Source organism: Campylobacter helveticus, assembly GCF_002080395.1.
Lineage (GTDB): Bacteria > Campylobacterota > Campylobacteria > Campylobacterales > Campylobacteraceae > Campylobacter_D > Campylobacter_D helveticus.
The window spans coordinates 577,982-591,956 of record NZ_CP020478.1; the positions used below are offsets into that span (position 1 = coordinate 577,982).

Annotated in this window: 16 protein-coding genes; 8 read left to right on the plus strand and 8 right to left on the minus strand. The window is 34.6% G+C overall.

Translation table 11 applies throughout. From position 1 onward, the window contains the following. Positions 1 to 2 precede the first annotated feature (2 nt). From rpmF to CHELV3228_RS03045, 4 genes are all read right to left on the minus strand, one after another. A complete protein-coding gene (gene rpmF, locus CHELV3228_RS03030) occupies positions 3 to 149 on the minus strand; it encodes a 50S ribosomal protein L32 (protein WP_082199487.1) in 147 nt (48 codons plus the stop codon). 19 nt (positions 150 to 168) lie between these two features. Next, positions 169 to 528 carry a DUF177 domain-containing protein gene (locus CHELV3228_RS03035; protein ID WP_082199488.1) on the minus strand — a complete coding sequence of 120 codons (360 nt, stop codon included), beginning with the start codon at positions 526 to 528 and terminating at the stop codon, positions 169 to 171. After that, on the minus strand, positions 528 to 941 hold the full coding sequence (gene ndk, locus CHELV3228_RS03040; protein ID WP_082199489.1) for a nucleoside-diphosphate kinase: 414 nt from the start codon (positions 939 to 941) through the stop codon (positions 528 to 530). Before ndk ends, CHELV3228_RS03035 begins: the two co-directional genes overlap by 1 nt. 104 nt (positions 942 to 1,045) lie before the next feature. Continuing rightward, positions 1,046 to 1,330, minus strand: a complete 285-nt coding sequence (locus tag CHELV3228_RS03045; RefSeq protein ID WP_082199490.1) for a DUF362 domain-containing protein — start codon at positions 1,328 to 1,330, stop codon at positions 1,046 to 1,048. Positions 1,331 to 1,537: 207 nt separating this feature from the next. On the opposite strand from CHELV3228_RS03045, the gene CHELV3228_RS03050 reads away from it, so the two are divergent. The 3 genes from CHELV3228_RS03050 to flhB all read left to right on the plus strand — a co-directional run bounded on the left by CHELV3228_RS03050 (position 1,538) and on the right by flhB (position 3,756). Next, the gene (locus CHELV3228_RS03050) at positions 1,538 to 2,134 is read left to right on the plus strand and encodes a peroxiredoxin (RefSeq protein WP_082199491.1); all 597 of its coding nucleotides are present in this window, start codon (positions 1,538 to 1,540) and stop codon (positions 2,132 to 2,134) included. Positions 2,135 to 2,333: 199 nt separating this feature from the next. After that, the gene (locus CHELV3228_RS03055; protein ID WP_082199492.1) at positions 2,334 to 2,579 is read left to right on the plus strand and encodes a hypothetical protein; all 246 of its coding nucleotides are present in this window, start codon (positions 2,334 to 2,336) and stop codon (positions 2,577 to 2,579) included. Between the two features lie 106 nt (positions 2,580 to 2,685). Then, positions 2,686 to 3,756: a flagellar biosynthesis protein FlhB gene (gene flhB, locus CHELV3228_RS03060; protein ID WP_082199493.1), complete on the plus strand. Its 1,071-nt coding sequence runs from the start codon at positions 2,686 to 2,688 to the stop codon at positions 3,754 to 3,756. Here the strand turns inward: flhB and CHELV3228_RS03065 are convergent. Both CHELV3228_RS03065 and CHELV3228_RS03070 read right to left on the minus strand, forming a co-directional pair. Next, positions 3,753 to 4,487 (minus strand): YaaA family protein, encoded by a 735-nt coding sequence (locus CHELV3228_RS03065; protein WP_082199494.1) that lies wholly within the window; start codon positions 4,485 to 4,487, stop codon positions 3,753 to 3,755. The genes flhB and CHELV3228_RS03065 overlap by 4 nt on opposite strands. Continuing rightward, positions 4,484 to 5,572: a JlpA family lipoprotein adhesin gene (locus tag CHELV3228_RS03070; protein WP_082199495.1), complete on the minus strand. Its 1,089-nt coding sequence runs from the start codon at positions 5,570 to 5,572 to the stop codon at positions 4,484 to 4,486. Before CHELV3228_RS03070 ends, CHELV3228_RS03065 begins: the two co-directional genes overlap by 4 nt. A gap of 130 nt (positions 5,573 to 5,702) precedes the next feature. Between CHELV3228_RS03070 and CHELV3228_RS03075 the strand changes: the two genes are divergently transcribed. From CHELV3228_RS03075 to CHELV3228_RS03085, 3 genes are all read left to right on the plus strand, one after another. Continuing rightward, on the plus strand, positions 5,703 to 6,533 hold the full coding sequence (locus tag CHELV3228_RS03075; protein ID WP_082199496.1) for a cysteine ABC transporter substrate-binding protein: 831 nt from the start codon (positions 5,703 to 5,705) through the stop codon (positions 6,531 to 6,533). Positions 6,534 to 6,591: 58 nt separating this feature from the next. Further along, on the plus strand, positions 6,592 to 7,671 hold the full coding sequence (ispG, locus tag CHELV3228_RS03080; protein WP_082200735.1) for a flavodoxin-dependent (E)-4-hydroxy-3-methylbut-2-enyl-diphosphate synthase: 1,080 nt from the start codon (positions 6,592 to 6,594) through the stop codon (positions 7,669 to 7,671). A 99-nt stretch (positions 7,672 to 7,770) separates the two neighbouring features. Continuing rightward, positions 7,771 to 9,759, plus strand: a complete 1,989-nt coding sequence (locus CHELV3228_RS03085; protein ID WP_082199497.1) for a DUF2972 domain-containing protein — start codon at positions 7,771 to 7,773, stop codon at positions 9,757 to 9,759. A 16-nt stretch (positions 9,760 to 9,775) separates the two neighbouring features. On the opposite strand, the gene CHELV3228_RS03090 is transcribed toward CHELV3228_RS03085, so the two are convergent. Then, the gene (locus CHELV3228_RS03090; protein ID WP_082199498.1) at positions 9,776 to 10,705 is read right to left on the minus strand and encodes a DUF2860 family protein; all 930 of its coding nucleotides are present in this window, start codon (positions 10,703 to 10,705) and stop codon (positions 9,776 to 9,778) included. A 150-nt stretch (positions 10,706 to 10,855) separates the two neighbouring features. Between CHELV3228_RS03090 and CHELV3228_RS03095 the strand changes: the two genes are divergently transcribed. Further along, the gene (locus CHELV3228_RS03095; RefSeq protein WP_082199499.1) at positions 10,856 to 12,238 is read left to right on the plus strand and encodes a replicative DNA helicase; all 1,383 of its coding nucleotides are present in this window, start codon (positions 10,856 to 10,858) and stop codon (positions 12,236 to 12,238) included. Between the two features lie 71 nt (positions 12,239 to 12,309). Next, positions 12,310 to 13,263 carry a UDP-3-O-(3-hydroxymyristoyl)glucosamine N-acyltransferase gene (lpxD, locus tag CHELV3228_RS03100; RefSeq protein WP_082199500.1) on the plus strand — a complete coding sequence of 318 codons (954 nt, stop codon included), beginning with the start codon at positions 12,310 to 12,312 and terminating at the stop codon, positions 13,261 to 13,263. A 61-nt stretch (positions 13,264 to 13,324) separates the two neighbouring features. Here lpxD and CHELV3228_RS03105 read toward each other — a convergent pair whose 3' ends face one another. Next, positions 13,325 to 13,975 (minus strand): glycosyltransferase family 25 protein, encoded by a 651-nt coding sequence (locus CHELV3228_RS03105; protein ID WP_082199501.1) that lies wholly within the window; start codon positions 13,973 to 13,975, stop codon positions 13,325 to 13,327.

Sequence of the window (13,975 nt, forward strand, 5' to 3'; positions counted from 1 at the left end):
TTTTAGTATTCCTTAGTTAGTGGATTAGCACGGTGAGGCATTTTGTAGCTTCCATCTTTGTCTTTCACAGGCATAGGAAGACTAACTTTATAATGTGTTCTGCGTTTAGCTGCACGAGTTTTGCTAACTCTTCTCTTAGGTACTGCCATTTTTTCTCCTTTTTAAAAATTAATCTTTTTCGCTGCAAGAATCGCAGTAAAAATAATCGCTCAAATAAGCTTCTAACTCTCCCATAGCAACTTCTAATAAATCAATATGAGAGTCAAAAAATTCTATGGTATCGCTTAGTTCGTTTTTAGGGTCTTTATAAAAACCATCGCTTACCAAAAGTTCCAAATTTTCATCGATACGAAGCTCCATTTCAGCCCCACATCTATCACAAGGTCTATAAACAAAACCTTGCATTTTTGCTTGCATTTTTACAAGCTTAGGATTTATTCTGCTTAAGTTTCCTTCAAAAACTATATTTTCAAGGTTTAATTTGAAAGGATAAGCAGTGGAATTAATCCTAGAAAAAGCAATTTTCATTAGCAAATTTCGTTAGATTTAAAAAAGAACTCAATCTCGATTTTTGCATTTTCTAAACTATCGCTTCCGTGAACGGCATTAGCATCAATGCTTTCAGCAAAATCCGCTCTAATAGTGCCTGGCTTGGCTTCTTTAGGGTTTGTTGCACCCATTAAATCTCTATTTTTAAGCACAGCATTTTCACCCTCTAAAACTGAAACAACCACAGGACCACTAATCATAAATTCCACTAAATCTTTAAAGAAAGGTCTTTCTTTATGCACTGCGTAGAAATTTTCAGCCTGTTCTTTGCTTAGTTGTAGTTTTTTCATTGCTGCTATTCTTAAGCCGTTGCTTTCAAAGCGGTCTAAAATTTTACCTATAACACCTTTTTTAACAGCGTCTGGCTTGATGATAGATAAAGTCTTTTCCATAATCACTCCTTAATAAACTTAATAAATAAAACTTGGAATTATACTTGAATTTGTTTATAAGAAAATTAAACGAAGAAAAGCTAGTCAAAACTAGCTTTAAAAATTTAGGCAAATACGGGAGTATCGCCGTTTCTCATATCACTTGAAATGTTATCTCTGCTTGGTTGTCCCGAAGCAACTTCGCTCCATACTATGCAACCATCAGTCGGGCAAGCACTTGCACAGGCAGGTTGGTCATTATGTCCTACGCACTCTACGCATTTGTTAGAATAGACATAGTATCTATCCTCGCCCTCAGGGTTATTTGCATCATCAACAATAGCACTCACTGGGCATTCATCGATGCAAGAACCACACGCGATACAACTATCTGTAATTTTTACAGCCATTTTAGCTCCTTTGATTTTTGATGTTTGGAGGGAATTTTAGCGGTAAAAATCTTAAAAAAATATAATTTTGCCCTTTGTTGATAATCAAAAAAGTAGTATTTTTGATAACAATTATTATTTTTTTCATTTTTTACTTTTTTAAAGCTTTTTAAAGCTTTAAATGATACAATTTTGCTATCAATAAATTTTATTATTTAGGAGAACAAGATGATTGTTACAAAAAAAGCTTTAGATTTTACTGCTCCAGCAGTATTAGGTAATAATGAGATTGTAAATGATTTTAATCTTTACAAAAACATAGGTCCAAAGGGTGCGGTAGTTTTCTTTTATCCAAAAGATTTTACTTTTGTTTGTCCATCGGAGATTATTGCTTTTGATAAAAGATATGAAGAGTTTAAAAGTCGTGGTATCGAGGTGATTGGAATTTCGGGCGATAATGAATTCTCACATTTTGCGTGGAAAAATACCCCAGTAAATCAAGGCGGTATCGGTCAGGTAAAATTCCCACTTGTTGCGGATTTGACAAAGCAAATTGCTAGAAATTTTGATGTGCTTTTTGCTGAGGCTGTGGCTCTTCGTGGCTCATTTTTATTAGATGCTGATGGCACAGTTCGCCACGCTGTGATTAATGACTTGCCACTTGGTAGAAATATTGATGAAATGCTAAGAATGGTAGATGCTATGCTTTTCACAAACGAACACGGCGAAGTTTGCCCTGCTGGTTGGAATAAGGGTGATGAAGGTATGAAGGCTAATCCTAAAGGTGTGGCTGAGTATCTTGGCAAAAACGAAAGCAAACTTTAATCTTAAAAAGCCTCTTTTGGAGGCTTTTATTTAATTCTACAAATTTTCACCCATTTAATCTTTTAAATTTCTGCAAATTTTTTAACTTATCTTCAAAATATTTTCCAAACAAGCTTTTGCATTAACTTAAATTAAATTTAAGTAAAATTTAAGGGGGGGGGGGTATCATATCAGTTTTATTTTACTTTTAGGAGGTTTTATGATTTATGTGTTGGCTTTTTTCTTTCCTTACATAGCTTTAGCAGTTCGTGGGCTTTGGATTCAGGCGATTTTTAACTTTATCCTTTGTGTTATTGGTTATGTTTGCATACTTACTGGTATCGGTGCGATTTTGGGTATTCCATTTGAGTTAATTGCAGTGGTTTGGGGCATTATCGCTATATTACAAAATTCTAATAAAAAGCAGCATCAAGAAATGCTGGACGCTTTGAAAAATAAAGACTAAGTTTCCGCTAATTAAGTCTAGAGTTTTACTTTAGACTTCTTCTCATCAAATTTTATCAATTTATACTTTTTTATTATAATTTAGCTTTTAAATTTAAAGGCAAAAAATGGCAGGCGAAGACCAAGAAAAAACGGAAGAACCCACCTCCAAAAAGATAGAAGATGCTAGACAAGAGGGAAATGTCCCTAAGAGTCAAGATGCCTCCGCTGTGGTAACCCTTATCGTTGCGATTACTCTAATTTTATTTTTAATGGGCTTTATGGGCGAGAGGATAGCAAATTTATATAGATATTATCAAAGTTTTATCGGCGTGGAATTTGATTTGCGTATTATTCAGGCTATTATGATGAAAAGCATTTTTGAGGTTTTGATTATCCTTGCTCCTATTGTTTTAAGCATTATGGTGGCGGGGGTCGTGGGTAATATTATGCAATTTGGTTTCATTTTTACAACTAAACCCATTATGCCAAATTTAAGCAAAATCAACCCCCTCAAAGGACTTAAAAATCTTTTCTCCCTTAAAAAACTTATCGAAAGTGTGAAGATTATCCTTAAGGTGAGTGTGGTTTTTACCATAGCTTTTATTGTTCTACTTCAATTTGTCAAAGAGCTTCCTAAGGTCGAGCTTTACAATCTCACCGCACAAATGATTTGGTTAAGAGACAAGGCTTTGATTTTAGCAGCTATTGTAATTATCGCTTTTATTGTGATTGCTGTTCTTGATGTGTTTTTGGTGCGTTTTCAGTATTTTCAAGGGCTTAGAATGAGTAAGCAAGAAATTAAAGATGAGTATAAGCAAATGGAAGGGGACCCGCAGGTAAAAGGTAGAATTAGGCGTTTGCAAATGGAAGCTGCGAGGCGTAGAATGGTGCAAGATGTCGCAGGTGCTGATGTGGTGATTACCAACCCTACCCACTATGCGGTAGCACTTCGCTATGATACGACTAAAGAAAATGCCCCAAGAGTTGTGGCTAAGGGGGTGGATTTTCTTGCGTTACGCATTAAAGAAATGGCTTATAAGCATAATGTTATCGTGTATGAAAATCCACCTCTTGCAAGGCAGCTTTATAGGGATTGTGATATTGACCAAATGATTCCTAGAGAGCTTTTTAAGGCTGTGAGCGAAGTATTTAAATTTGTTTATCAAGCTAATAAGAAAAAATTTCCTAAAAGCTAGTCCATAATTTCTAAGGTAATTTCTTCTTTAAATTTAAGTTGTTTAATGTCTTTTAGTTTTAAATTATTTGGAAGTTTTGAGAGTAATTTCGCATTTGAGCCGATTTGATTTTGTGCTGCAATTCTTAATAAAATCCCCCGATAAGCTTTAGCATAGTGGCTGACTATCTTACCGTTTTTAAGGAATTTATAGGTGCTAATTTTCTTTTTTGGAGTATAAAATTTATCGTAAAATCCAGCCCTTAAATCAAGCACCTCTTCATCTTTTAAATATTCATCTAAAGCCTTACTAAAATGCTCTTTGTAAAATTTTTCTATGGCAAAAGTTCCGAGCTTTGCCCCTTGTTTAAATTTGTAAAAGGGCAGGGTATCACTTGCTCTTACTACGCCAAAAAGATTGGAAAAGATGAGAGTGTTATCTAAAATATAATTTTGCGCTTTTTCTTCTAGGCTTTGAAAATTTAAATACTCATAACTTACACCTGTATAAAGTTCTATGGCGCGTTTTGTGGGAGCTGTTTTGAGATTATGCAAAAATTCTTGTGTGGGATTTTTCACACCAAAAAAAGTTTGTAGCTCTTCTAAATTAGCATTTTTAATACAATTTTCATAAATTTGCAAGGCTTCAAGTCTGTATTTAAAAAGCTCTTTAAAGATAAAAGAGCTTTCATTAAAGGCACCTTCGGTGCATTCTTTATCCTTGCTTTCACTTGGAGAGAAAAGAATTTTCAAGGAACCATCATTCCTATTTGTGAGAGTTGATTGATTGTTTTAAGGATATCGCTAAAATCTTTACCATTGATGGTAATTTTTTCTACGCCACTTTCTTTCAGGGTGTTAAATTCGCTTAATGGAATATCTTTAAAATCAAGTGCAAGATTAAGTTTGTAAAGTGGATTTTTGCTAATATCATTAATCAGTTCAAGAGTTTTAGAATAAAGCAAACTCTGCTCTTCATTGGTGTTTTGATTTTGCAGAACTTCTAGTGAGCTTTTTGCCATATTAATGTAAGGGGCAAAAGCGTCTTTTGTTTGAAGATTAATGTCAAGCTTAAAGTTTTTTACCATACTTTGTTTTAGTATTGCTTCAATAGATTTACTGGAATCATTGTTAAAATTAACAAGGCTTTTTTCATTTACAATCAATTTGTCTGTGTCAAATTTTATTTCAAGTTCATCTAAAGCTTTAAAAACTTCTTCTTTTATGCCGCCTTCCAAACTTGCAGAAATAAAATTTTCCTTATCATTACCTATTTTGTAAGAATAGTTATAATTTACATTTCCCCCATCTTTTGTTGTTAGTAGGTTGAATGCGACATTGTAATTATCTTGGCTTAATTCTTGCATTAGTTTGGCGATTTTTTCGTCATTTATTAAGGCTTTGCTATTATTTTCCACTTGCCTAATGCTTTCATCGCTTAGTTTTAAACTTTCTAAATTTACGCTTGTTTCAAGTTTATCATTTTTAGAGAAAAGATGAGCGTAATAATCTTTATAAGAGATTAAACCAGAAGCATTATTTTCTGTGTAAATTTCGTTGGAGCGAAGCTTGATATTTTTAGCACTAAAAATAGGCGTCCCGCTAGAATTTAGTGAAAAGTCAGGACTATTACATTCTATATAAGCTTTATCAGCTTTACAGGTGAAATCTTTAAGTTTTACTTCAATTTCCTCACTAGTAGTAAATTCTTTAAGTTGCTCTTTAACAACTTCATTAAGACTTTGTTCATATTTTTTCACAACTTCATCACTAATTTCGCTTGAGCAAGCGCTGAAAAAGAGTGCAAAAGCACCAAGTAGAGCTAAATTTTTTTTCATATTTTTCCTTTTTATGTGTTTTATATAGTAAAAGAGAGCGGAATTATAGCAATTTTTTCTTAAATTTTTTATCTTATATTAATTTTTTTTTAATAAAATGGGATTGAATTTATCTTATAAAAGGACAAAAATGAAAAAAATACTTTTAAGCATTTTTACAGCTTTTGTTGCGGTATTTTTAACCGCTTGTGGTAGCGAAACGAAGGAAAATTCCATTGAGAGAATTAAAAACGCAGGGGTTGTTAAAATAGGCGTTTTCGGCGATAAGCCCCCTTTTGGTTATGTTGATGAAAAGGGAGAGAATCAAGGCTATGACATTATCCTTGCCAAACGCATTGCAAAAGAGCTTTTGGGTGATGAAAATAAAGTGGAATTTGTGCTTGTCGAGGCGGCAAATCGTGTTGAGTTTTTAAAGTCTAATAAGGTCGATATTATCCTAGCGAATTTCACACAAACGCCTGAAAGAGCGGAGCAGGTTGATTTTGCTTTGCCTTATATGAAAGTGGCTTTGGGCGTTGCCGTGCCTAAGGATAGTAAGATTAAGAGTGTGGAGGATTTAAAAGATAAGACTTTGATTTTAAATAAAGGCACAACAGCGGACGCGTATTTTACTAAAAATCACGCTGATATTAAAAGTTTGAAATTTGACCAAAATACAGAAACATTTGCCGCTTTGATGGATAAAAGAGGGGACGCTTTAGCACACGATAATACCTTGCTTTTTGCGTGGGTTAAAGAAAGACCGGATTATAAAGTTGTTATTAAAGAGCTTGGTAATCAAGATGTTATCGCTCCAGCGGTTAAAAAAGGCGATAAAGAATTGAAAGAATTTATTGACAATTTAATTGTTTCTTTAGCGGCAGAGCAGTTTTTTCATAAGGCTTACGATGAGAGTTTAAAAGCGCATTTTGGGGAAGATGTTAAGGCTGATGATGTGGTGATTGAGGGAGGAAAACTCTAAATTCTAAGGGCAATTTCGCTTGAAATTGCCTAAGTTATGCTATATTTCCACTCAAACAATGAAAAGAGACGCTATGCGAAGATACAAAACAAGACAAATTAAAGTTGGCGATGTGTTAATAGGGGGCGATGCACCGATTTCTGTGCAATCTATGCTCTTTACGAAAACAAGAGATATTGAGGGCTGTTTAGAACAGCTTAACCGTCTTTATTTCGCTGGAGCAAATATCGTCCGCCTTGCGTGTCTTGATATGGCTGACGCTAGGGCTTTAAAAGAGATAAAAGAAAAAAGCCCTCTGCCTTTAATCGTTGATATACATTTTAATCATAAGCTTGCTGTTTTTTGTGCGGAATTTATTGACGGAGTGCGGATAAATCCGGGTAATATCGGCTCTAAGGAAAATATAAGAGAAGTCGTAAAAGCGTGTAAAGAAAGGCAAATTCCTATAAGAATAGGCATCAATCACGGCTCCATAGAAAAGCAATTTAGCGATAAATTTGGTTATGGTGTGGATGCGATGCTTGAAAGTGCGAAATATAATATAGGGCTTTTGGAGGATTTGGATTTTACAGACATTAAAATTTCTATGAAAACCTCCAACACGCAAACGACCATTGAAGCTTATGAAAGGTTGCGTCCGCTTTGTGATTATCCTTTTCATTTGGGCGTAACAGAGGCTGGGACGAAATTTCACAGCACTATAAAAAGCTCTATCGCTTTAGGAAATTTACTTTTAAAGGGTATAGGCGATACGATGAGGGTGTCAATGACTGGGGAGCTTGAGGAAGAAATTCGCGTGGCTAAGGCCATCTTGCAAGATAGTGGGGTGCAAAAAAGCGGGGTTAATATCATCTCTTGTCCTACTTGTGGGCGAATTCAAAGTGATTTGCTCTCAGCCATAAAAATCGTTGAAGAAAAAACAAAACATATCAAAGAGCCTTTAAATATCAGCGTAATGGGCTGTGTTGTTAATGCTTTAGGTGAGGCTAAGGGTGCAGATGTGGCTATAGCTTTTGGCAAAGGACAAGGGCTTGTGATAAGACACGGCGAGGTCGTGGCTAAACTCAAAGAAGACAAGCTGGTAGAGAAATTTTTAGAAGAAGTGGAAGATGAAGTCAAGCTTAAAAGAGGGTTGTAGAATCTAGACTCCATTTTTTTTTTTTTTTTTTGATATAATCCCCTCAATCAACAAAATTCCAAAAACCAAAACATTAAACTACCAACAAAGGAAAACGCTATGATAAACAATCCTAACTCAGCCATACAAAGAATGAAAAATCATCTCTCTTATAAATTAGGGCAAGAGCTTATTGCATTTGACACGGGGGGGGGGGGGGTAAGCTCTCTTCTTTTTAAACTCTATTTAATTAAAAAAACCCACAAAAAACATCTTAAAATTTATCAACAAATCACAGAAGTCTTCCCAGAACTTAGACGCATACCTTTAGAACAATGTAGCGATTATAAACAAGGCTTAGAATGTCAGTTTCATCTTTCTTATCTTTTAGGACAAGCCTTAATCAAAGCAGATAAGACTTGGTATAAGGGAGGCTATTTTAAACTCTTTAAAGACATCAAAGAAGCAAAGCAAATTTATAAAGCTTTTAAAGAGATGAAGGAAGAGCTTGGTGTTGTGCCAAATTTAGAAGGTGTTAAAGCAAATCATCTCAAAAAATCCTTAGTATCAAAAGAATTTCAAAGTCTTTTAAAAACATCATATATCCCTTTACAAAATCTCATCTTAGATAATTTTGCTTTTATCTTAGAGCATTTAGAACTCATCTATTTATGGCTTAACTCTAAAGAATTTAAAGACAAATATGAAAAGGAAAATTACCCTTATCCTCCATTACTTAATCCAGATATCTTAAATGAGCTTTTAAATTTAGAAGATGAACAAAATAAAGAAACACTAAGAATCAAGCTTAAAGAACTTTCCAATACACAACATACAAATGCTTTAAGTGATACTATAAAAGCCTATGCTAAGGCTGGGCTTGATTATAGACTAATCCCAGCTGAGAAAGCTTGGGAAATGAATTTGCCTTTGCCGAGGAGCTGGTATGAATGTGTGTTGGTATTTGGGGGTTGTAAGGGACATGTAGCTTTATCCTATTATCTTCTATGGGCTGGCTATGCAAAAAATGTATTTAAAAGTTCCAAAGCAGGATTGCCAAATCCAAGCGGATATTATATAAATCAATATAAAGAATTGAATGAGTTGAGAAACGACAAAAATATACTTATTTTTTTAAAAAATTATGAGAAGTCTCATAAAGATTCTCCCAAACTATATGATTTATGTTTTCACAATAAAGATATTTATATTTTAACTAGAGATCCAATTTCAACATTTAGAACAGCTGTTAATCATATTGACGATCAATATATTTCAGAAAATACACGATTTAGTCCCAAGACCGATTTTAGCGAGGGTCTTAAATGGGTTCAATATCACCACTATTGGCTTGATAGTGCTATGAGGCTTATTGAAGATTGTATGGATGTTGTGAATATAGATAGTTTTCTTATCGATTATGTTGATAAAAATAGAGTTTTTTATATAGATTTTAACGAAATATATCCTAATACCATGTGGCTTTTTAAACACTTTCAAGCTAAATATAATTTTCCAGATTTTTCTGACAAAGACTTTTTGGGATGTAGCTGTGGTGGAAGTATAGGATATTTAATATTTAATGGGAAAATATTAGAAATTTCTAAAAATTATTTTTCTAAAGAAAATCCTGATTGTGAGAAATTTGAAATATACTTTTATTCAACATTGAGAATGTATTTTTTAAAAAATAAAAATATCAATGTAGAAAACAGCATTCCACATTGTCTAGATATACAGAAAAATTTTATTGATGTTACCGATTTTCTAGTTAAAAATGAGTTGAAACCAAAAGACTTTTTTTTAGCAATGTCTCAGAGTAAATTTAAAAAATTATCTCAAGATGAAGATCTATTCAATCAAACCAAAGATTATATTGAATATTTCTTAGGACTTATAGAAAAACAATGCGTTTTAGAGGATAATAAAAAGAAGAGTGAAAAAGATATTTTAACTTTATTGAAAAAAAATAAACATATTAGAGTAAAGCTTAAGAATTATATGGATAAAGAATTCAACAGCATCAAAGAAAATCGCCCCGACATTGTCGCTTCGTGGAAATACTACCAAGAATTTGAAAAGATGTGTGGGGAGATGAAAGAGGGTTAAAAGGGCATTTGCCCTTTTAGAATTTATAGCCTAAACCTGTGAGGAAAATTTGGTAGGTTTCATCGTAAAAATTGATGTCGCTATCGCGTTTTTCTAGGTTATAATTTGCATAGGCGTAAAGACTTTCATAGCCTAAAAGTTTGTTTTTCACTACATTTACACCAAGTTCGAAAATATCTCCGTCTTGCTTTTTGTTGAAAATTGGGTCTGTGCCATCGGCTTCATAATAGCTATAAGCGATGGTTGGACTTATGATAAAATCATCTTGCAAAGGTAAATTTAGCCCAGCCTTAAAGCCATACCTTGAAAAACTTGCAGCTTTACCATCTGCGTCATTATAATCATAAAGCAATCCAGCATTAAATAAAGAATAATCGTAATTTAATTCAAATTCGTGGTAGAAGCCATCGCGTTTTAGACTGCTATAAGGAATGGTTTCCTTATCGTATTTATTTTTTGCGAAAAGGTAATTTGCACCAAATTTACCAAAATCACTTTGATAAACTTGAGAAAATTTAAGTCCAAATTTGTCTAAATCTGTTTCTTCGCGAAATGTATTTAGGGCGTAAGGGTTTGCATAAGCTTTTTCTCTAATCGAGCTTACAAAAGAAAGTGAGCTGCTAAAATTTGACATATAAGCCATCTCGTAGCCGAGCGCAAAACCACTTAAATCTCTACCATTGTAGTTTTTTAAGAAAACTCTATCATTTTCTATTAAACCGCCATAGTAAAGCTCAAATCCCACTAAAGGAATGGCTGAAGTATCAGAATTTTTTGCGTTATAGCTTCCTAAAAAATCGCTGTCTGCAAGGGGGCTAAGATTGCTCTTAACATCTCTAAAACCACCGCCAACGCTAATTTTACCGCTAAAACCCTCTTCAAAAACAATTTCATTTGCATTTAACATTAAAGCGCTTAAAGCAAAACTCACTAGATATTTTTTCAATTTTTCTCCTTGTGTGAAAATTAAAAGTAATTGTAATTACTATAAATTTAAAGTTGGAAATGTTACTTTACTTTGCTTTAAAAATTTCTTAAAATATTCAATTTTTAAGCATAGTTTTGTTAAAATTCGCATTTTAGTGGAGTTATGGGTATGAAAAATGAAGAGCATTATGATTTAGACTTAGAGCGTATGATACTAAGCTCTTGTTTGCTAAGTGATGGCGAAGTGTATGCAAGTATAGCCGGAGATATTGAGATTAAGGATTTTAGCTTAAAGGCACATCAGGATATTTTTAAAGCGATGGTTGCTTGTGCGAATGCAGGAGAGCCAATTAGCCTTAGTTTTTTGAAAAAACACGCCAAATTAGACGAGCAAATTTTAAACGAAATCATCGCCACTCCCTCTATGATAGACATTAGCGCTTATGTGAAGGAGCTAAGAGAAAAGTCCATTAAAAGACAGCTTTTAGGCTTTGCGCATCTTTTGCCAAGTCGCATTAATGCAAGTAGGGCTGTGAGCGAAATTTCTGATGAGCTTAGCAAGGATATTTTTAATATCATTAGCCGCGTAAATTCTGCGGATATTAAGGACATTAATGAGGTCTTAGGTGAGCTTTTGGAGGAATTTAAAAGGCAAAAAAGTTTAGAAAATAAGCACATTATAGGGCTTGAAAGTGGCTTTAGTGAGCTTGATGATAAAACGAAAGGTTTTAAGGGCGGTGAGCTTATTATCGTGGCGGCAAGACCGGGTATGGGTAAGACGACCTTATGCTTAAATTTCATCGATAGGGTTTTAAGGCAGGGTAAGGGCGTGGTGATGTTTTCTCTTGAAATGCCCGGAATTCAAATTATGCAAAGACTATTAGCCTCTAAAACCTCTATCCCCTTGCAAAAAATCATCACCGCAGATTTAAATGACGAGGAGTGGGAAAGAGTGGGCGATGCGTGTAATTACTATTCTAAAACTAAATTTTTTCTATATGATAGTGGCTATGCGAGTATCACGGATATTAGGGCGATTTTAAGGAGGCTTAAGTCGCAAGAGAGTGATATTTCTTTATGTGTGGTGGATTATATAGGGCTTATGATGAGTCATTCAAATTTTAGCGATAGACATTTGCAAGTGAGTGAAATTTCACGCGGGCTTAAGCTTTTGGCAAGAGAGCTTGATATGCCTATTATCGCACTTTCCCAGCTTAACCGCTCTTTAGAGAGCCGCTCAAATAAACGCCCGATGTTAAGCGATTTGCGTGAAAGTGGGGCGATAGAGCAAGATGCGGATACGATATTGTTTGTTTATCGTGATGAAGTGTATAGAGAGCAAGAGGAAAAAGAAAGGGAAAATAAAGCAAAAGCAGAGGGTAAGGACTACCGCCCAAATTTCGTGCCAAACCCAAGACAAGAAAGTGCTGAAATCATCATAGGTAAAAATAGAAATGGTCCCGTTGGGACGGCTGAAGTGGAATTTCAAAAGGAAAATTCGCGTTTTGTGGATAAGCCTCACGGTATGAGTGAAACGACTTTTGAGGGCTAAGGCGAGGGCGTTTTGAAACTAAGTTTTGTTAAAATGCCTTGTATAAATTTGCAAACGAGAAAGGATATAGAATGAAATTAAGAGAGATAGCGGAATTTTTGAGTTTAGAATATGAGGGCGAGGATTTAGAAATTAGTGCGCTTAATTCTTTATTAAGGGCTAGTTTTACGGAATTAACTTATTGTGATGGGGAAAAAAATGCTAAAGACATTCCAAACACAGGTGCAGCGGCTATTATCGTTTCTAAAGAATATGAAAATTTAGTTCCAAAAGATACAAAAGCCCTCATCTCGCCTAATCCTCATCTTAGTTTTGCCTTTTTAAGTAAAATTTTTGCTAAACCCCTTTTTAGTGAGATTAAGTCGCAAAATATCGCAAAAAGTGCGAAAATAATGCCTAATGTTTATTTAGGAAATAATATTGACATAGGGGAAAATGTCATCATAATGGCAGGGGCTTTCATAGGAGATAATGTAAGCATAGGAGATGAAAGCATTATCCACCCTAATGTCGTCATTTATAATGACACTAAAATAGGTAAAAAATGCCATTTGTTAGCAAATTGCGTGATAGGAAGTGATGGCTTTGGCTATGCGCATAATAAAAATGGAGAGCATTATAAAATTTATCATAATGGCAATGTGATTTTGGAGGATTTTGTCGAAATAGGTGCTTGCACGACTATTGATAGGGCTGTGTTTGGAAGCACTATTATCAAGACCGGGACTAAGGTGGATAATTTGGTGCAAGTGGGGCATAATTGTCAAATAGGGCAAAATTGCATTATAGTTGCTCAAACAGGAATTTCAGGCTCAAGCGAATTGGGGCGTAATGTTGTAATGGGCGGACAGAGTGCAACAAGCGGACATCTTAAAATAGGCGATTTTAGCACCATAGCAGCAAGAGGGGGCGTGAGTAAAAGCTTAGAAGGTGGGCGTGTATATGGGGGCTTTCCTATAATGCTGCAAAAAGATTGGCTTAAAATGCAGGCTAAAATTGCTTTAAGTTTTAAGGAGAAAGATTAAACGAAGTCTTGTTTTGAGTGTGAGAAGAAAGTGTTTTGCGTTGCGATATAGGCGGTAAAGCTCACGCGTGAATTTGTAGTTGTTCTCTCTCTCTCTCTCTTGTAGCGGCTATATCACTTGCTGTGTCAAAATCTTGCAGAAAAAGAGGTTTAAAGATGATGTTTGAAACAGTGCTATAATCCATACTATCATCAACGGGATTGATTAAAATTCGCGTGTGTTTTATGAATTTTTTAGCCGCACTAGGCTTGATGAAATAGCCTCTCGTTCCCCCTACATTTGAAAAAGTGATATTAAAATGATTATTAAGAGCGTAAGAACTCTTTTCTTTTATGTAGTGAATTCTCACATACTCATAGGGACTTTTTAAAATTTTTTCTAAATTTTGTGCGTTAAAAGCCTGAGTAAATTCCACATCGTCCTCAAGCACAAAAATGCTCTCATTAAGCTCTAAGCACTTTTGCCATAATTTATAATGACTTGCAAAACAGCCTTTTTCACCCGAACTTAACTTTCTACCATTTAAATATTTCGCCCAAGCAGGGTGAAATTTGGCAAATTCCTCTCCCCCATCTCCATCAACAGCTTCAAAAAAGATGAATTCTAGTTTATCTCTGAGAGTCTTTTCTTCATTTAAAAGTTTAGCAATTTGTTCCTCCATCGCCCTTTTTCTTTGCGTGGAGCGTTTGAGGTTGATGATGAAAACTTTCAT

What these genes read in the sequence shown, in the direction of transcription:
- ndk (WP_082199489.1), bottom strand. Translation starts at nt 941, where the DNA reads ATGGAAAAGACTTTATCTATCATCAAGCCAGACGCTGTTAAAAAAGGT.
- CHELV3228_RS03070 (WP_082199495.1), bottom strand. Translation starts at nt 5,572, where the DNA reads ATGAAAAAAAATTTAGCTCTACTTGGTGCTTTTGCACTCTTTTTCAGC.
- lpxD (WP_082199500.1), top strand. Translation starts at nt 12,310, where the DNA reads ATGAAATTAAGAGAGATAGCGGAATTTTTGAGTTTAGAATATGAGGGC.
- CHELV3228_RS03075 (WP_082199496.1), top strand. Translation starts at nt 5,703, where the DNA reads ATGAAAAAAATACTTTTAAGCATTTTTACAGCTTTTGTTGCGGTATTT.
- CHELV3228_RS03095 (WP_082199499.1), top strand. Translation starts at nt 10,856, where the DNA reads ATGAAAAATGAAGAGCATTATGATTTAGACTTAGAGCGTATGATACTA.
- flhB (WP_082199493.1), top strand. Translation starts at nt 2,686, where the DNA reads ATGGCAGGCGAAGACCAAGAAAAAACGGAAGAACCCACCTCCAAAAAG.
- rpmF (WP_082199487.1), bottom strand. Translation starts at nt 149, where the DNA reads ATGGCAGTACCTAAGAGAAGAGTTAGCAAAACTCGTGCAGCTAAACGC.
- CHELV3228_RS03105 (WP_082199501.1), bottom strand. Translation starts at nt 13,975, where the DNA reads ATGAAAGTTTTCATCATCAACCTCAAACGCTCCACGCAAAGAAAAAGG.
- CHELV3228_RS03085 (WP_082199497.1), top strand. Translation starts at nt 7,771, where the DNA reads ATGATAAACAATCCTAACTCAGCCATACAAAGAATGAAAAATCATCTC.
- CHELV3228_RS03050 (WP_082199491.1), top strand. Translation starts at nt 1,538, where the DNA reads ATGATTGTTACAAAAAAAGCTTTAGATTTTACTGCTCCAGCAGTATTA.
- CHELV3228_RS03045 (WP_082199490.1), bottom strand. Translation starts at nt 1,330, where the DNA reads ATGGCTGTAAAAATTACAGATAGTTGTATCGCGTGTGGTTCTTGCATC.
- CHELV3228_RS03055 (WP_082199492.1), top strand. Translation starts at nt 2,334, where the DNA reads ATGATTTATGTGTTGGCTTTTTTCTTTCCTTACATAGCTTTAGCAGTT.
- ispG (WP_082200735.1), top strand. Translation starts at nt 6,592, where the DNA reads ATGAAAAGAGACGCTATGCGAAGATACAAAACAAGACAAATTAAAGTT.
- CHELV3228_RS03035 (WP_082199488.1), bottom strand. Translation starts at nt 528, where the DNA reads ATGAAAATTGCTTTTTCTAGGATTAATTCCACTGCTTATCCTTTCAAA.